The 17,496-nt window shown below is 66.9% G+C and carries 17 protein-coding genes; 5 read left to right on the forward strand and 12 right to left on the reverse strand.

What is annotated here, in order from left to right; all coding sequences use genetic code 11:
* The first annotated feature begins 21 nt into the window (after positions 1–21).
* The 4 genes from G6N27_RS01635 to G6N27_RS01650 all read left to right on the forward strand — a co-directional run bounded on the left by G6N27_RS01635 (position 22) and on the right by G6N27_RS01650 (position 3,084).
* Positions 22–654 (forward strand): class I SAM-dependent methyltransferase, encoded by a 633-nt coding sequence (locus G6N27_RS01635; protein ID WP_232064834.1) that lies wholly within the window; start codon positions 22–24, stop codon positions 652–654.
* A 27-nt stretch (positions 655–681) separates the two neighbouring features.
* The gene (locus G6N27_RS01640) at positions 682–1,236 is read left to right on the forward strand and encodes a sugar O-acetyltransferase (RefSeq protein ID WP_163774712.1); all 555 of its coding nucleotides are present in this window, start codon (positions 682–684) and stop codon (positions 1,234–1,236) included.
* Between the two features lie 60 nt (positions 1,237–1,296).
* The gene (locus tag G6N27_RS01645) at positions 1,297–2,052 is read left to right on the forward strand and encodes a YebC/PmpR family DNA-binding transcriptional regulator (RefSeq protein ID WP_163774714.1); all 756 of its coding nucleotides are present in this window, start codon (positions 1,297–1,299) and stop codon (positions 2,050–2,052) included.
* A gap of 129 nt (positions 2,053–2,181) precedes the next feature.
* Complete coding sequence (locus G6N27_RS01650; protein WP_163781188.1) at positions 2,182–3,084, forward strand: hypothetical protein; 903 nt, start codon at positions 2,182–2,184, stop codon at positions 3,082–3,084.
* Positions 3,085–3,143: 59 nt separating this feature from the next.
* Here the strand turns inward: G6N27_RS01650 and G6N27_RS01655 are convergent, their stop codons facing one another.
* The 8 genes from G6N27_RS01655 to G6N27_RS01690 form a co-directional block, all read right to left on the reverse strand.
* Positions 3,144–4,685 (reverse strand): polyamine aminopropyltransferase, encoded by a 1,542-nt coding sequence (locus G6N27_RS01655; RefSeq protein WP_163774716.1) that lies wholly within the window; start codon positions 4,683–4,685, stop codon positions 3,144–3,146.
* On the reverse strand, positions 4,682–5,137 hold the full coding sequence (locus G6N27_RS01660; protein ID WP_163774718.1) for a DUF350 domain-containing protein: 456 nt from the start codon (positions 5,135–5,137) through the stop codon (positions 4,682–4,684). The genes G6N27_RS01655 and G6N27_RS01660 overlap by 4 nt, the downstream gene beginning before the upstream one ends.
* A 13-nt stretch (positions 5,138–5,150) precedes the next feature.
* Positions 5,151–5,582 carry a DUF4247 domain-containing protein gene (locus G6N27_RS01665; protein ID WP_163774719.1) on the reverse strand — a complete coding sequence of 144 codons (432 nt, stop codon included), beginning with the start codon at positions 5,580–5,582 and terminating at the stop codon, positions 5,151–5,153.
* Positions 5,579–6,073: a DUF2617 family protein gene (locus G6N27_RS01670; protein WP_163774721.1), complete on the reverse strand. Its 495-nt coding sequence runs from the start codon at positions 6,071–6,073 to the stop codon at positions 5,579–5,581. The genes G6N27_RS01665 and G6N27_RS01670 overlap by 4 nt, the downstream gene beginning before the upstream one ends.
* An 11-nt stretch (positions 6,074–6,084) precedes the next feature.
* Entirely contained in the window at positions 6,085–6,693 is a 609-nt protein-coding gene (locus G6N27_RS01675) for a DUF4178 domain-containing protein (RefSeq protein ID WP_163774723.1), read from the reverse strand.
* A gap of 104 nt (positions 6,694–6,797) precedes the next feature.
* Positions 6,798–7,709 (reverse strand): formyltetrahydrofolate deformylase, encoded by a 912-nt coding sequence (gene purU, locus G6N27_RS01680; RefSeq protein ID WP_163774725.1) that lies wholly within the window; start codon positions 7,707–7,709, stop codon positions 6,798–6,800.
* Positions 7,710–7,766: 57 nt separating this feature from the next.
* Positions 7,767–8,063: a hypothetical protein gene (locus G6N27_RS01685; protein ID WP_179963335.1), complete on the reverse strand. Its 297-nt coding sequence runs from the start codon at positions 8,061–8,063 to the stop codon at positions 7,767–7,769.
* A gap of 292 nt (positions 8,064–8,355) precedes the next feature.
* Entirely contained in the window at positions 8,356–8,724 is a 369-nt protein-coding gene (locus tag G6N27_RS01690; RefSeq protein ID WP_163774727.1) for a hypothetical protein, read from the reverse strand.
* 236 nt (positions 8,725–8,960) lie between these two features.
* Between G6N27_RS01690 and G6N27_RS01695 the strand changes: the two genes are divergently transcribed.
* Positions 8,961–10,010: a class I SAM-dependent methyltransferase gene (locus G6N27_RS01695; protein ID WP_163774729.1), complete on the forward strand. Its 1,050-nt coding sequence runs from the start codon at positions 8,961–8,963 to the stop codon at positions 10,008–10,010.
* Between the two features lie 52 nt (positions 10,011–10,062).
* Here G6N27_RS01695 and G6N27_RS01700 read toward each other — a convergent pair whose 3' ends face one another.
* From G6N27_RS01700 to G6N27_RS01715, 4 genes are all read right to left on the reverse strand, one after another.
* Positions 10,063–10,503 carry a hypothetical protein gene (locus tag G6N27_RS01700; RefSeq protein ID WP_163774731.1) on the reverse strand — a complete coding sequence of 147 codons (441 nt, stop codon included), beginning with the start codon at positions 10,501–10,503 and terminating at the stop codon, positions 10,063–10,065.
* Between the two features lie 251 nt (positions 10,504–10,754).
* A complete protein-coding gene (locus G6N27_RS01705) occupies positions 10,755–11,981 on the reverse strand; it encodes a class I SAM-dependent methyltransferase (protein WP_163774733.1) in 1,227 nt (408 codons plus the stop codon).
* Between the two features lie 178 nt (positions 11,982–12,159).
* Positions 12,160–12,969: a sulfotransferase family protein gene (locus G6N27_RS01710; RefSeq protein WP_163774735.1), complete on the reverse strand. Its 810-nt coding sequence runs from the start codon at positions 12,967–12,969 to the stop codon at positions 12,160–12,162.
* 233 nt (positions 12,970–13,202) lie between these two features.
* Positions 13,203–17,225, reverse strand: coding sequence for a PE family protein (locus G6N27_RS01715; RefSeq protein WP_163774737.1), 4,023 nt, complete (start codon positions 17,223–17,225; stop codon positions 13,203–13,205).
* Positions 17,226–17,496 lie beyond the last annotated feature (271 nt).

Raw genomic sequence — 17,496 nt, forward strand, 5'->3', positions numbered from 1 at the left:
GTCTCCAAGGTAACGCAGCGTTTGAAGTCGGGCGTTGAGGTGAAAAGCCTGACCATGAATTTCGACGGTCCGGTGCACACCTGGCGCGATATTCCGGGCTGGTTTCAGTGGCGTCGTCACCAGGAGGAGGCCGCCGCGCATTTTCCCGACGGCAGCCGCTTCGTCGAGGTCGGTTGCTATCTGGGGCGCAGCATCTGTTCGTTGGGCGAAGTGCTGCGCACGGCCGGCCGTGACATCAGGATCGTCGGCGTCGACACCGCGCGGGGCAGCGGGCCGGAGGGCCCCGGCAACACCGACGCCCACGGGCCGGCCGTCGACCACGGCGGTGGAACGTTCGCAGGCTTGTTACATCGCAACATCATCGACTGCGGCCTAACCGAGGCCATCCAGCTGGTGATCAGCGACTCGGTGGCGGCCGCCGACTTCTTCGCCGACGGATCCCTGGCATGGGTGCACATCGATGCGCGCCACGACTACGACAGCGTCGTCGCCGATATCAAAGCGTGGGCGCCCAAGGTGATGCCGGGCGGCTGGCTGTCCGGCGATGACTATCAGGCCGATTGGTGGCCCGGGGTGGTGTCCGCGGTCAGTGACACCTTGCCCGCTGCGGGTTCGTGGGAGTCGATGCAGTGGCGCTGGATCAAACCGGGCTAGGCAGGGCTTTCCCTAGTATCGGTTCGCATGCGAACCCACCGCGACCGGATGCTGAGCGGTGAGCTGTACCAGGCGGACGATCCGGACCTGTTCGCGAGCCGCCAGGCGTGCCGGCGCCTGCTGGGCCGCCTCAACTCGACGGACGACGACGACGAACGACAGCAGCTGCTGCGCGACCTGCTGGGATCGCTGGGAGACGGCTCGTCGATCCTCCCGCGATTCCTGTGCGACTACGGCACGCAGATCAGCATCGGCGCCCACACCTTCGTCAACTACGACGCGATCCTGCTGGACTGCGCGCCGATCGTGATCGGCGACCACGTCTCGATCGGTCCCCGCGCGCAGTTCCTGACGCCGCTGCACCCCATCGACGACCATGAGGCGCGTCGCAGCGGCTGGGAGTCGGCGTTGCCGATCACTGTCGGCGACAACGTCTGGCTGGGCGGCGGAGTCATCGTGTGTGCCGGCGTGACGATCGGAAACAACACCGTTATCGGTGCGGGCAGCGTCGTCACGTGCGATGTTCCCGACCATGTGCTGGCGGTCGGAAGCCCGTGCCGGGTTGTCCGGGAAATCCCGTAGTCGGCTCCACGTAGACTCGTCAAGCAAACTTTCTAGCGCAGCAGAAGAGGTAGTCAGTCGATGAGCGGCCATTCCAAGTGGGCCACCACCAAGCACCAGAAGGCCGTCAAAGATGCACGCCGTGGCAAAGAGTTCGCCCGGCTCATCAAGAACATCGAGGTGGCCGCCCGGACCGGTGGCGGCGATCCGGCCGGTAACCCGACGCTTTACGACGCCATCCAGAAGGCCAAGAAGACTTCCGTGCCCAACGACAACATCGAGCGGGCGCGCAAGCGGGGCGCCGGTGAGGAAGCCGGCGGCGCCGACTACCAGACGATCATGTACGAGGGCTACGGGCCTAATGGCGTGGCGGTGCTGGTCGAGTGCCTGACCGACAACCGCAACCGCGCGGCCGGCGAGGTGCGGGTCGCGATGACGCGCAACGGCGGCAACATGGCCGACCCCGGCTCGGTGTCCTATCTGTTCACCCGCAAGGGAGTCGTGACGCTGGAGAAGAACGGACTGAGCGAGGACGACGTCTTGGCGGCTGTCCTGGAGGCCGGCGCTGAAGACGTCAGCGACCTCGGCGAAAGCTTCGAAGTCGTCTCTGAGCCAACCGATCTCGTCGCGGTGCGTACGGCGCTGCAGGATGCCGGCATCGACTACGAATCCGCGGAGGCCAGCTTCCAGCCGTCAGTAAGTGTGCCCGTCGACGTCGACGGCGCCCGCAAGGTGATCAAGCTCGTCGATGCGCTCGAGGACAGCGACGATGTGCAGAACGTCTGGACCAACGTCGACCTGTCCGACGAGGTGTTGGCCGCGCTCGACGAGGACTAGGTCACGGCTTATTCGCCGAGATCCACGCCAGCGAGACGGCCTCTCGCACTTTTGCACGCTGCTGTCGATCTCGATGAGGGTGTGAATCGGCGTATTCGCCATACCGTCGACGGCGAGCACCATCTGTCCATGGGCGAGGTCTTCCGCGGTAGCGAGGCATTGAGCGACAGCGCGTTGACCGAACATGAACTGCGCCGGTGGTATCGGCCGATCTTTCGTGACGTCTACGTTCCTAGGGAGTCTGCGCCGTCTTTCGATGATCGCATTGTGGGGGCGTGGCTCTGGTCGCGCCGCAAAGCGGTGGTCGCCGGCGCTGCCGCCGCAGCACTGCACGGAGCGGCGTGGGTCGACGTGGACACACCTATTGAGCTCATCGGCAAAAGCGCCCGGGCGCAGCGTGGCCTCGTGGTCCGCGACGAAATACTTGACGCTGACGAGATCACGCAGGTGCGACGCCTGCCGGTGACGACGGTTGCTCGCACCGCGTTCGATCTCGGCCGCCACCTGCCCCGCGGTCAAGCGGTGGCGCGACTCGATGCGCTGATGCGGGCGCGGCCGTTCTCGATTGACGACGTGAATGTGTTGGCGCAGCGGTACAAAGGTGCCCGCGGACTCCGAAGCCTGAGTGCCGCATTGCCTTTGGTGGATGATCGTGCCGCGTCGCCGAAGGAGACATGGCTTCGGTTGTTGTTGCTCGACTCAGGTCTGCCCAAGCCCAGCTTGCAAATACCGCTCATCCGCGGGCGGCGCTTGATCGCGGTGTTCGACCTGGGTTGGGAGGACTACAAGGTCGCCGTGGAATACGACGGCGACTATCACCGCAGCGACCGCAGGCGGTTCGTCAAGGACATCGACAAGATCGGTGCCGCCGAGGAGCAGGGCTGGGTCGTCATTCGGGTGGTATCCGAGCATCAACCCCGCGTTGTCGTCAGCCGGGTATATCGCGCCCTGACCCGTCGCGGGTGGCACCCAGATCGACGCCAGCGTGCTGCCCTCACGCGCTTTGTCACGCTGGCGTCGATTTCGGCGTGAGCGCTAGTCGTCGATCGCAAGCGCGGGGCGCCGGGCGCAGCGGGTCGGCGCCATCAGACCTAGTCGTATCCGTGGCGCATGTCTTCGACGACGCGCGGGTTTTCCAGTGTGGACGGCTCCAGTGTGCGGGTTTGCACATCGGGGGAGAAGACGGTCGCGGAGTCGAGCACCGACTGATCGAGAAAACGCAGCGGAGGCGCGTCGCGCGGCAATACCGGGCGCGGCGCCGTGTCGCCCCGGCGCGCCAGGGCGAAGCCCCAGTCACCGAACGTCGGGACGTAGACGTGGTACGGCGTGACCGCGTAGCCCGCGGACTTGATGGTCGACACCGTCCGCCAAAACGCCGTCGGGGTGGAATACGGGCTGCCCGATTGCACCACCATCAATGCGTGCGGGGCCAGCGCGCGGGAGACCAGCGCATAGAACTCCGTCGAGTAGAGCCGACCGAGCACCGGCGTGTCGGGATCGGGCAGGTCGACGATGACCGCGTCGAACGACTGCGGCTTCTCCCGGAGCCAGGTCATCGCGTCGCCGGTCACGATCTGCACCCGCGGATCGTCCAGCGAACCCCCGTTGGCGGAACGCATTGTGGTGCGGGCCAATTGGATGACGGCGGGGTCGAGCTCGATTTGGACGATCTTCTCCAGGCCGGGCATCCGCAATAGTTCACGGGCGGCCAATCCATCGCCGCCGCCCAGTACGAGCACCGATCGCGCACCCGCGCCGAGCACGGGATAGACGAGGCTCTCGGTATAGCGGTACTCGTCGCGGGTGGAGAACTGCAAACCGCCGTCGAGGTACAGGCGCATGTCGCCGCCGCGGCGCGTCACCACAATCTCCTGATAGGCCGACTGGCGGTAGGCGATGATCGGATCGGCGTAAAGCCTTTGACGACTGGATGTTTCGATGTCCTGAGCCGACACCAGCAAGGTGGCGAGCAGACCCAGCGCAGCGGCCAGCGCGCACAACGCCGTGATCAGTTGTCGTGGAGAGACCGCACGCCGGAGCAGGAAGACCGACACGACTGCCGCGGCGAGCAGGTTGACGATGCCGGTCACCGCGGCGCCACGGATCATGCCCAGGTGCGGCAGCAACAGGAAGGGCCATACCAGTCCGCCGATCAGCGCACCGAGGTAGTCGGCTGCTGTCAGGTTGGCCACCGTCCGGCCGGTGTCGGTCGCCCCGGAGGTCCGGCCCCGCTGCAGCAGGGTCATCAGCAGCGGCACTTCGGCACCGACCAGTCCGCCGATCAGCGCGGTGCCCAATGCCAACATGAGCAGCGATCCGCCGACGAAGGAGAACATCACGTACAGCGTGGCGGACGACAACCCACCGACGATGGCGAGTAGCGCCTCGACGGCAACGAAAGTGATTGCAGGCCAGGCGAGTAGCGGCTTGACGATCAGGGCGCCCGCTCCGAGCGCGGCGATGTAGCCGGCCACGATCAGCGATGTCGCAACGATGCCGCCGCCGTTGAGGCTGGTCGACAGCGTCAGCAGCGCGAGCTCGTAGATGATGCCGCACGCGGCGCACGCCGCCACTGCGGCAAGAAGAACCGCCCGCCAGCGTGTGGTCGCCTGGGCCTGTTCGATTGATGTCATGACAGCGCTGCGGCGGTCACACCTCCCACCGCCAGCAGCATCACGGCCGTGGCGAAGGCCGCGGGGTGCAGCTCGGGTTCGTCGATGTGCTCGTGGAAATCACCCGGGATGACGATGTGCAGCGTCAGCAGCGCGATCCCTTGCAGCACAACGCCGATCAGGCCGAAGACTGCGACACCCACCAAACCCTGGCCGAGTTGGCTGTAGCTGTTGGTGATCGCGCTGATGATGACGGCGGCCAGCGCAATGTAGTTCGCGCAGGCGAGCATCACCGCGTTGGGGCGCCGATCGATGAATACCAGCTCGCGCAACTTACCCGGAGTGAGCACGTCGACCACGAAGAAGCCGATGATGAGTACGGCTGTGCCCACCAGGAAATACGAGATGGTGGCGACAGCGCCTTTGAGTACCGGATTGATATCGATGTTGCCCAATTCGAGTGCCAGATACATCAGTGTCTCCTTGTCATTTGGTGCCGCCTGGGCCACCCGTGCTGCCGCCCGAGCCGCTTGCGGGGGATCCGGGGTAGAAGCCGGGACCGAGGAAGACGAACGCGCCGTGGTTGTAACCGGCGGCCAGGTCCTCGACCCGGATGCTGCAGGGATGGGTGCCGTCTTTGCCGACCGACACGATCGCGTCGTCGTATCTCAAGTACTCGGTTCCGGCGTCGTCGGCTTGTGCCGCGGGACTCTGGTAGTCGGCGAGAGTGTCGGCGACCTCGCTGGGCGCTCCCGTGCAGAGATACCGTGTTCCACCGGCGTCACGAGAGTATTCCTGGTAATGCGCAGCGATGTACGAGCGAATATTCTTGCTCTGCAACGATATTCCGAACACCAGGCTGACCATCGAAGCGGCGGCCAACGCGAAAGCCACCCAGAACAGACCCTTGCGGCTCACGGGTGCCACCGGCTGGCGGTGTAGACGATCGTGCCGCCCGGCGCGGACGGGTATAGGTGCCAGGTCTGCCAACGCCACCCGGGACCGTCCGGCTCGGCGGCCAGAGCGGTCAGCGCCGCGTTGTCGCCGGGGAATGTGCCGCCCAGCCAACCGATCCCGGTTGCGCAACGTTCGCGTAGCTGATCCGCTAGCCCACGGAACGCGGCCTCATTGTGAAACTCGGTTTGGGACTCCAGGTGATAACCGGGTGCCCGCGTCTGATCGGGGAGCTCGCCGTCGAGATCACACGAAACCTGCTCGGAGAACACGGTATCGGAATGCTCGACAGTGACGACGTGCGAGGCGCCCAAGACGCCCAGCACGAGCGCGCCACCGTCGGGGTGGTCGAGGCGGCAGGTGGCCAGGGGGAGCGGGGCTTGGGTGTTGAGCGCAAGCCCGAGCTCGGAACCGCGGACGTCGACAGGGATCACCGACAGCTGATGAAGGGGCACTGAAGGAGGCCCTACTCGGATGCCGGCGGCGGGGCCGGATACACGGTGAGCTCACCGGTCAGTACGGACTTGCCGGTGGAGACCTCCCACGGCATGCCCGGCGCCCAGCGCTCGAAGGAAAGCAATGCCGTCTCGTCGGCGTTGGCGTAGTCGACGAACTCCATGTCGCCGCCGGCCGGCAGGCCTGTGGTGCCCTCGGTGGTGTAGCCGGCGTGCCCGCGCTCCGACTCGTTGTAGGTCACACCGTCGACGACGTGCTGGCCGCCCGGCTGCAATTGCAAGTCCTTGCGGGCCGTCCACATTGCGAGCTTGAGCCGCCCGTCGTCATCCTCGACGCTGAACCAGATCGGCTCGTCGCCGCCTTCCAGCAGGTGTTCCCACCAGACGAAGGGGCCCTCGCGGTAGGTAACCGACCCGCGCACCACGTAGTCGACGCCGCCGTGGCTGACGATTGCGCCGGGTCCGAGCTGCCGCGGCCCGAACTGCGGCGCCGCGGCGGTGAATGCGAGGGGATCTTGGCGGCCCTCGCTCGGTTTCTTGGGTCGGCGCAGCGCGGCGACGAAAACCACGATCGCCGCGATGAAGAGCACCGCGGCAACCACGAGCAGCGCTGTACCCACCGCACACCCTTCCGTACGCGCCGACAGCGCCATGGTTGATCAATGGTGCGCTAAAAGGTAACAGCTTTTGCGGGCCCGGGGCGCAGTATCAGCGGCGGGAGATCTCAGAAGACGACCGTCTGGTTGCCGTATTGGATGACGCGGTCCTCGCAGTGCCAACGCACGGCACGGGATAACGTCGCGCGTTCGACGTCGGCGCCCAGTCGCACCAGGTCCCCGACGGTGTGACGGTGGTCCACCCGGACGACGTCCTGCTCGATGATCGGCCCGTCGTCGAGCTCTTCGGTCACGTAGTGCGCGGTCGCGCCGACGAGCTTGACGCCGCGCTCTTTAGCCCGCCGGTATGGTGCGGCACCGATGAACGCCGGCAGGAAGGAGTGGTGGATGTTGATCACCGGGCAGCTGACTTCGCTGAGGAAATTCTGCGTGAGAATCTGCATGTAGCGCGCCAACACCACCAGGTCGACGTTGCCGCGCAACAAGTCAAGCTGGCGTTGTTCGGCCTCGTCGCGGAGCTCTTTGGTGGCCGGGATATAGATGAACGGCGTGCCGAATACGCGTACTTGGTCGGCCAGGTCGGGATGGTTGGCGATCACCATCACCACGGACATATCGAGATCGCCACGGCGGTTGCGCCACAGCAGATCCAACAGGCAGTGGTCTTCCTTCGACGCCATGATCGCGACCCGTTTGGGCTTTGCCGCCTCGGTGAGCCGGAAGTCCATCCCGAACTTGTCGGCCACCTGCTCAGCGAAGTCGCGGGCCAGATCGTCACGCACGGCGGCCAGGCCCGACAGGTGAAAGACCGTGCGTTGCATGAACATTCCGTCGTGCTGCTCGGTTGAGTGCTGGTCCAGGGAGATGATGTTGGCGCCCGAGGAAGCCAGGAACGTGGTGACCGCTGCCACCAGCCCGGACCGGTCGGCGCAGCGCAGCAATAGTCGGCCGATGTCCTTGGCGGGCAATCCGCCGCGGCCCGCGCGGGCAAACTTTCCACTGTCGAGTGGGCTGGTCATCTTCCTCACGATCCCTCGCGCGTCCAGAGCCCGGCCCGAGCCTGACGCTGCCGATTCTCAGCCGGGTTGGCCCGGCAGCCCGGGTTGGCCCGGCTGCCCGGGCTGCCCGGGCTCGCCGGGGGTGCCGCCCGGGCCGGGTGCGCCACCGGCGCCGCCCTGGCCACCCTGGCCGGGCATCCCACCAGATCCGCCTGCGCCACCGTTGCCGCCGCGGCCTCCGTGACCGCCGGCCCCGCCTTTACCGCCGGCCCCGCCTTTACCGCCCGCGCCGCCGTTGCCGTTGTCACCCGGCGCGCCGTCGCCGCCGTTGCCGCTCGGATCGTTGGCGGCGAAGCCGGTATCACCGGGCTTCACGACGGCTACTCCGCTGACGGTGTGGCTGCACGCGGTAGAGGCGGCGCCGACAAGGGTCAATGCCGCAATCAGAGTCGCGCCGGCCGCATCCCGGCTTACGACGTTAATGGCCTTGTGTAATCGGCGATCTCGTGCGCCACCGCTGCGTTGAGCCATTGGTCTACCTCCGCTTGAGCAAAGAATTCTCTACGTCGCCGTCAACGTAGTTCCACAAACGAGGTCGGGTTGCCAAACGCACGAATTCACACAGGGTTCTTGGCTAACCGGCCTTCGTGCCTCGACGCCGACGCGCCTAGCGCGGACCACTCACGGTCAGCGGAAGCGATACGGTTCCCGCCGGGCCTTTCATGGCAATGATCCAGCGACCGTTCAGATTCAGGGTGAGTCGGAACTGCCAGCAGGCAAAGCCCACGTCCGCGGTCGTGAGGTTGGTCGGCAGCTCGCGGTGCATATGCAGGGGCTCGCCACCATCGGGTGGCGTAACTTCGATGACAACCAGGCGATCCGTACCGCCGTCGTCGCCTTGGGTCAAGACCACGATGTCGAATTGCGCTACTCGGTCGCGGCCAACTTGGTAGTGCGATATCACACCACCTTTTACATTCAATTTGTTGTTTACCGCTTCGACCTTCTCGGCCAGGAACGCCCCGCTAATTCGCATGCGTCCCAGTATGCGTAAAAATCGGTGCGGCGTATCGGGATTGAGCCAGCTCAATTGGGATGTTGCGGTTGGTCGATTCAGGAGACCTCGCCGGTCCCGGGGGTTCGCGTCGCATTCAACGGCTTTCGCAGCATCGCCTAAAGCCCCACACGCATTGCCGACGGCAAAAATCTTTGTTCACAGCATGTTCCGTCTGATTAGCCGTGCCGAGGAGTTGGGTCGTGTAAAAGGGTCTGATGGAGGTTCCGCCCCTCAGGCCGATCGACCCCGCAACGTTGCGCGAAGGGATGGCTCGGCGGCTGTATCGCGGAGCGGTGGTCACCGGGCAGATCACGGTGGCGGCGGTCCCTGCGATGATCGACGAATACGTCAACATGTGTGACACCGTCTTTGCCGGAGTGGGCGTTCGGTTTTCTGCCGAGGAGCTTGCTCGTCTCAAAACGGTGCTCGAGGGTGAGTTGGCCGTTGCTTTCGAGGCCTCCCCGCGGTCGAGAATCGTCATCTCGTACGACTGTCCTGTGGGCCGAATCCTGAACTACCACGTCAAAGCCGAATGGTCGACGATCGAGAGCGCCTACGACCATTGGGTTGCCACTCGCCAGCCGCCACTATTCGGCACCGAGCCGGACGCGCGGGTGTGGGGCCTGGCCGGTGAAACCGCTGACCCAAGCACTCATCGGGTGCTCGACATCGGCGCAGGGACCGGGCGTAACACCTTGGCCTTGGCGCGACGCGGGCATCCGGTAGACGCCGTCGAGATGACCTCCACATTCGCCGACATCATTCGCGCGGAGGCCGAACGGCAGGCGCTGAATGTCCGTGTCATCCAGGGCGACGTCTTTGCGACCACGGAGGACCTGCGCTCGGACTATCGCCTGATCGTGCTCTCGGAGGTGGTGTCCGACTTCCGCACGACACAACAGCTACGCGGCGTGTTCGAACTCGCTGACCGGTGCTTGGTTCCCGGCGGACGCTTGGTGTTCAACGCCTTCCTCGCCCGTCCGGGGTACTTCCCCGATGACGCTGCGCGAGAACTCGGGCAACAGGTCTATACCGCGATCTTCACCAGACAAGAACTAGCGTCCGCGGCTGGCCTGCTGCCGTTCACGCTCATAGGCGATGACTCGGTTTATGACTACGAGAAGGACCATCTTCCCGACGGCGCCTGGCCACCCACCAGCTGGTATGCCGCTTGGGTTAGCGGCCTTGACGCGTTCGACGGCGAGCGTGAGACATCCCCGATCGAGATGCGTTGGCTCGTCTACCAAAAGGCCGGCACCGGCTAGTGGTAGCCGGCGCCGGCGATCTCAACTTAGGTCGACAAATGGTGGATTGTCGCTAGGCGCACAACTTATCGAGTTGCGCGATTTGGGTATCCAGGTCGTGCCGCAGCGGATCCTGAGCATCGGCCTCCGCCCCCGCCAGGTAGTTGATACCGAGCTGTTCAATGGTGACTGCGAACGAGTTGGCGGCGTTGGCGAGATCAGCTGGAGCAGCGGTGTTAGCTTCGAGCCGGTCTTTCAGGTATGCGCCACTGCCGACGAGGGACAACCGTGCGCTGGTGGCCACCGAAAGTTCGGCAACCGCATTATTCGGGTCGCGGCTTTGCATGTGGGTATTGATAACTACCGCCTTGTGGGCGCTTTTGTAGGCCGAACAGACGTTTGCTTTGGCATCGCCGTCTTGTTGGGGTACTGAAGCTTGGTGGTGTGCCGGGTGGAAATACGCCAGTGCGGCAAGGGCAGTGGCGACCACGGCGAGTGCCAGGGCGGCGTACACCGGCCACCGCGACGCGTCCGACCCGCCCGGCGAGGGCACTGGTCTTCTGGACGAAGACACTTCGCTGGCAGAGGACTGCTTCGGACTTTCCTGGGTGGAATCACTGAGAGGTCTGTCAGTCATTGGGCGAGGATATCGCGCATCAGTGACGCTGGTAAGGCATTGCTCAAATCACTTCGGCCGCATCGGGTCTGCCGCAGATCAGCGCCGGAAGATGCTGAGTAGGGCGCTGTTGGGGAGACATTATGCATTCAGCGACGGTGCGTGTCCGGGTTTAGGGCCATCGCCACGAAATCCAGGCGCCACAGCGCCCGGAACAGCTCGCGAGCGAATTTATCGTTGTCGGCAACGCTGCCGCGTGACCTGTTCTCGCTGCGCACCGACGCGGCAATCTCTCGAATCGTGCGTTGTCCATCGACCCGTTGCACAAAGGGCAACTGGGCCGAGTCAAGGGGGATTCGCCAGTCCGGGCGGAAAATTTCCTCGCCGGACACCCCGCACCGCATCCGCATCAACGGAACGTAATCCAGGGAATCTCGCGTCGAAAAGTCAATCGTGTAGCACTCTTTCGGCCGGTCCGGACGGCACGCCATAAAGAAGTGGCACGCGTTGACGGGTTGGAGACGCTCCTTCGCCGACCACAGCGTCGGCTCTGGCAAAGCATTGATCGCCGGATACACGTCGTTGGGTGCTACGACAATCTCGTGCGGATAGTACGGCGACTTGTGAAACCAGCCCTGAAACGCGAGTCCGGCCGAGGTAACAAGGTCGATGCAGTCGTCCACGGTGTGACTGTGCTCGCGGCCCGGTAGAAACGTGTCCACCAGTGCCTCATCGAACTGCAACTCGCGAGCGCTCCTCAGATACGGTTGCACCGGGTGATCGGCCGGCAGTAACGAAAGCGTCTGGCGCACCAGCGCGATCGACGACTCGTTTTGACCCAGCCCCAAGTCACGAAAGACCGACTGCAGCAGCTCGATCCCGAACCGGCCGTACTTCGCATACAACATCACACCGACTACGCCATCAGGCCGCAGACAACGAGCCAAAGCATTCATCCCGGCTTGCGGATCGGCCAAGTGATGCAGTACGCCGGTCGACACGATCAGGTCGAAATCGAGGCCAAGCGTTGGCAATTCCTCGATCGGAAGCCGATGCAACTCCAAGTTGTTCAGCCCGTACTTGTCCTTGAGGTATTGGTGATGATCCAGCGACGGCTGGCTGACATCGACTGCCACCACTTTGGCGTCGGGGTTCGTGAACGCGAAAACTGCCGCCTGGTTAGTGCCACAGCCCGCAATCAAAATATCGAGGTCGGGTTTGTACTCTCGCTCCGGCCACAAGATTCGGTGTGCGTGGCTGGGGTCGAACCATTGCCAGTTGGCGGCGAGCCATGCCTTCAGGTCCTGTATCGGCTGGGGGTACCGGTAACGCTCGTAATGGCGGGAGACAACGTCGGTACGCGGATCATCGTTCACTCGGCGCGGGCTCCTTTGCAGTCAGGCGCTCATGCACATCGCCAATCACGCTGAGCTTATCCATCGCATCTCTAGTGTGAGGTCAGTTGCGCCGAGATCGGCTGTGCTGCAGTGGCTTTCGCCGCAAGCGCGGAATGGGCGTGACGCCACCGACCCTTCAGTCACGACCAGACTGGCTCTAGACGACCTGCAATCCCTCGGGAACTTTCTGCGGGTCGCGCCAAAAGGCGTCGTTGACGAAGCGGCTGAACAGGTCCGGCGGCAATAAGCTCGCACGCGGTTCGGCCTTGACCTTGCCGCGCACGGTGTGCAGGCCGGGCGTGCCGGCCCGGTCGTCGAATTCGGTGACGTCGTACTCGATGTGATCGAAATCGTGCTCGAAAGCCGGCTCACCGATGAATGCGTAGATAGCGTGCATCGTCTTGGCAGGGTCTGTGGTCAAGGTTTCGTACTGGACCAGCAGCAGCCGATCCCGTTGCGCGCCATAGCACGCCTGTTTGAGCGCGTCGTAAGGAGCGCCGACCATTCCATCGGCCCCCGACACACCGTTGGCGCGGGTGTAGACGGTTCCGCCGGAACTGTAGTTGAAGATCGACGACGGGCTGAAGACGTTGCGCTGAACCAACCGCTCGATGCTGTCGATCACCCACGGCACTTCGCGCACGCAGGCAATCACTTTCGCCTCGGGAAACAGTTTCGCGATCGCGGGCATCCACGCGCACCAGAAACGGTTGGTGTCAACGACCACCTGGGCGTCGGAGTCGCCGTAGTAGCTGTCGAACAACCCGTGCAGGATGCGCTCGCGCTTGGCGTCGTCAATGAAAATCGAAAACTCGTTGCGCGCGCTCATCTCAGTCAGCAGGGCGCCGAACAGACCGGCCAGCGGGCCAGACATACCGGCCTCGAAACGCGGATTTTGTCGCAGCAACGCGGCCAGCAGAGTTGAGCCGGAACGCGGCAAGCCCGAGATGAAGTGGATGGCTGGCATGGACGCTCCCTGTTAGCTTCGTGGCTTTTGCGCAATGAAGCCCGCTTGTGTCGGCAAATAGTAGCCGACCGCAGATGCTGGGCGTGGGCAATCGGCCAGGACGAATTGCGATGCGTGTCAACGGTTTTTCAGCCTGACAATCGGATCGCCCGCCGACAGCGTTAGGCCCGGCATCGGCGAACAAAAGAGAGGCCCGCCGTAGCGGGCCTCTCTGTTGTGTTGCCTCCTGTCGGCTAGGGCGCACCCGTGCCAGCGGTGCCACCGGTTCCGCCGCCGCCGCCTCCGCCGCCGGTTTCGCCACTGTTCGGGCTGCCCGGAGTGCCAGCCGTCGGGCCGCCTGCGGTGCCCAGCCCGGGGGCTGTGGTGCCGTGGACACCGGCGCCGTTTGCCCCGCCGTTGCCGCCGACCGAGCCGTTGGTGCCGTTGCCGCCGGAGCCGCCGGTGCCTGCGGTGCCGGCGCTGCCGCCGTCACCACCGCTGCCGCCGTCGCTGCCGCCGGAACCATTGCCGCCGGATCCGGCCGTGCCGGCATGGCCGGCCCCGACACCGTTGCCCGCCGCCCCAGCAGCTCCGCCGTTACCGCCGTTGCCGCCGGTGCCCGCAGTGCCGCCGTTGGCGCCGTTACCGCCGTGGCCGCCGGGTCCGGCGCTGCCGCCGTCACCGCCGGAGCCGCCGGGAGTGGAGTCGCCAGTGCTGCTGAGACCGCCGTTGCCACCGGTACCGCCGTCGCCGCCGTTACCGCCGCCGACCGCGCTGCTGCCCGCACCACCGGCTCCGCCGCTACCGCCGGCACTTTGGTTGGCGGCGTTGCCGCCGGCTCCGCCGTTGCCGCCGGTGCCCGAACCGGACGCGTTGCCGCCGTCGCCACCGCTGCCGGTGTGGACGAACCCGCCGTTCCAGTTGCCTTGACCGCCGTTGCCGCCGTCGCCGCCGTTTTGGGTGGCGCTGGCCGCGCCGCCCGTGCCGCCGGTGCCGCCGATGGCGTTGGACCCGTCGTTACCGCCGGCTCCGCCAGCGCCGCCGTTGCCATTGCCGAGGGCGTCACCACCGGTGCCGCCGGAGCCGCCGACGCCGCCGGCGCCGCCCGTTCCGCCGTTACCGCCGTCACCGCCGGAGAGGCTGGCGGTGGCTGCCCCGCCGTTACCGCCGTTACCGCCGACGACGCTGCTGCCGCCGTTGCCACCCGCGCCCGCGGCGCCGCCGTTACCGGTGGGCCCGTTTGCCGTGCCGCCGTCACCGCCGGAGCCACCGTCGCCGGCCCGGCCGCCGTAACCGCCGGTGCCGCCGTTGCCATTAGCGCCGTAGCCGCCGGTGCCCGCCGATGTGCCGGTGTTGCCGCCGACGCCGCCGGCACCACCGGTGCCGCCGTTGCCGCCAAGCGAGCCGCTGCCGCCGCCGTCACCGCCGCTACCGCCGGCACCGCCCCAGCCGGCGTTGCCGCCGTCACCGCCGGTGCCTGTGCCGGTGGCGAACCCGCCGTTGGCGCCGGTGCCACCCTGGCCTCCCGCTCCGCCAGCGCTGGCGTTGCCGCCGTTGCCGGTGCCGTGGCCGGCACCGCCGTCACCGCCGCTACCGCCGGCACCACCGGTGCCGCCGCCGCCGCCGTCGCCGCCGGGCTGGTTGGGCGAGAGGATGATGGCACTCGGGTTGGAGTTGGCGTTGGCCGCCGCTCCGCCGTTGCCGCCCTGGCCACCGACACCCGCGGTCCCAGCGCCACCGCCGTTGCCGTTGCCGCCGAGCGCATCGCCACCGGAGCCGGCGCCACCGCCGTCACCACCGACGCCACCGTGGCCGCCGTCGGCCCCGGGCTGGTTGGAGACGTTGCTGCTGACCTGGAAGGCGTTGCCGCCGTTGCCGCCCAGACCACCGTTGGCGCCGTTGCCGCCCAGACCGCCGTTGCCGCCGAGCGCGCCGCCGTCACCGCCGGAGCCGCCGTAACCACCGTCACCGCCGGCGCCGCCGCTGTAGCCGCCGGGGAAGGCGATGTTGGGGCCGTTGAGCCCGGCGCTGGCGTTGCCGCCCAGGCCACCGTTGCCGCCGACGCCACCTTGGCCGATGGCGCTACCGCCGTCACCGCCGGAGCCGCCGTCACCGCCGACGCCGCCGGCCAAGCCCGCACCGGTGACGAGGTTGGTGCCGATGGCGTTACCGCCGGCGCCGCCGTTACCGCCGGTGCCGCCGGTACCGGTGTTGCCGGTTCCACCCGCATGGCCGGTCGCGCCGCCCGCGGCGCCGCCGTTGCCGGCCGCACCCGCGTCACCACCAGAGCCGCCGTCGCCGCCGTCACCGCCGACGTGGTTGCCGCTGGTGTAGGTGAAGCCCTGACCGCCGTTGCCGCCGTTGCCCGCGGTGCCGGCGTTGCCGCCCTGGCCGCCGTTGCCCGCGGCGCCGGTGCTGCCGGAACCGAGCGCTGCCCCGCCGGCTGCACCGTTACCACCAGTGCCGCCGTTACCAGCAACGCCGCCGTCACCGCCGGTGCCGCCGTTCGGGTTGCCGATCACGCCGGGACCACCGTTGCCGCCGGTGCCGCCGGTGCCACCGGCGCCGCCGATGCCGCCGTTGCCGCCGGCGCCGCCGTTACCGGAGACCGTGCCGCCTAGACCGCCGACGCCGGCGTTGCCGCCGTTGCCGCCGTCGCCGCCGCCGGTGCCGTCACTGCCGTCGCCGGTCGCGCCGGTGACCCCGTTGACGCCGTTGATGCCCTGGCCGCCGTTGCCGCCGTTGCCGCCGGTGCCGCCGGTGCCGTTGGCGCCCGCGTTACCGCCGATACCGCCCTGGCCGCCGTTGCCGCCGCTCGGGTGGGCTGCCACGCCTTGGGCGCCGACGCCGCCGTTACCGGCGTTACCGCCGTTGTCGGTGAAGCCGGCCGCGCCGTTGCCGCCGTCACCACCGTTGCCGCCGTTGCCGGCGCTGGCCGCCACCGAGAAGTCGCCCTTGGCGCCGTCACCACCGGTGCCGCCGTTGCCGCCGATGGTGCTGGCGCCGCCGTGGCCGCCCGTGGTGCCGGCAGTACCGCCGGTGCCGCCGGTGCCGGCAGCACCGCCAGCTCCGCCGGAGCCGCCCACGGTGCCCGGGGCACCGCCGTTGCCGCCGTCGCCGCCGGCGCCGTTGACGCCGTTAGCGCCGTCGAGGCCCCAGACGCCGGTGGCGCCGTTGCCGCCGTTACCGCCGGCTCCGGCGTTACCGCCGGCCCCGCCGTTACCGCCGCTGCCGTTGACCCCGCTGGCGCCGAACAGGCCGCCCTTGCTTGCGTTGCCGCCGTCGCCACCATGGCCACCGTTTTCGCCGATGCCGCCCTGGCCGCCGTTGCCGCCGGCGCCGTCGCTGATCCCGGCCACGCCGTTGGACCCGGCCGTCCCGGTGGCCCCGGCACCGCCGGCACCGCCGACCCCGCCGTGGCCGCCGTCGCCGCCGTGGCCGAAGAAGTTCAATGCGCCCACGGTGCCGGCGTTACCACCGGCGCCGCCGTCGCCGCCGACCTGACCGATGCCGCCGGCCACGCCAGCCCCGCCGTTGCCGCCGCTACCGGCGTTGCCGAAGAACGTACCGGCGTTACCGCCGGCGCCGCCGTCACCGCCGTTGGCGCCGGCACCGCCGTCACCGCCGTTGCCCCAGGCGCCGGCGTCACCACCGGTACCACCCTGGCCCAAGGCGTCGGTGGCGCCGTTACCGCCGTTACCGAAGAAGATGCCGCCGCCTTGGCCGTCGGCCGCGGTCAGCGATCCACCACCGACACCATCGGAGCCGTTGCAGATAAGGCCACACGCGCCCGAGGCCGACGATGCCGCCGGGTCGACCTGGTCGTAGTAGGAGTTCAGGGAGGCGTCGATGTGAGAGCCGAACGAGGAGTTGATCCAGTCCTGCTCAAGGCCCTGCCAGAAAGAGTTCAAAGAAGTATCGGTCGCCGAGGCCGCCGTGCCGGCGTCACTGACCGGGTTGGTGAAGTTGTTGCCCAGGTCCGCAAACAGCGTCTCCCACCCACCGGGGGCAGCAGATGCCGCATCGGTGGCGGACGTCAGACCGGCGGTCGGGTCGATGCCGAGCAGGGCGTCAAAGCTCGTCACCGAATGCAGGACGGAGTTGATGATCGGGTCGATGATCACATCCAGACCATCCGCACGAGCCTGCGGCGCCGCCGCCAACGGGCTCAACCCAAACGCCAAAAACGCCCCGGCGGAACCACCGAGGCCGAACGCCGCACGACGAGCCTTGCTCTTCGCCGCCCGCCGATTCTTCTTAGAGTGCTGACCAGACATCTCCCGGCCTTTCCGTAAGCTAAGCATGAACTGAGATTCTCTCAGGTGCCGTTAAGCTACCTCCTGCGTTACCCAAGCGAAATAGAAACGCGCAAAAAACTTCGATTTTTTTTCCCACGCTTTCTCATGGGCGCTCCGAGGGGCATCACCCTGTATTAGGGCAGCTTCAGTTAACAGAGTCAGGCCGCCGGTATTGACGTGCCCGTCACCCATTTGTCGTCCAGGTCTCGCCACTCGGTGCGGCGCTACTCTTGCTCCCGCACCGGGTCTA

Origin of the sequence: Mycobacterium cookii, assembly GCF_010727945.1 — a bacterium.
GTDB classification, from domain to species: domain Bacteria; phylum Actinomycetota; class Actinomycetes; order Mycobacteriales; family Mycobacteriaceae; genus Mycobacterium; species Mycobacterium cookii.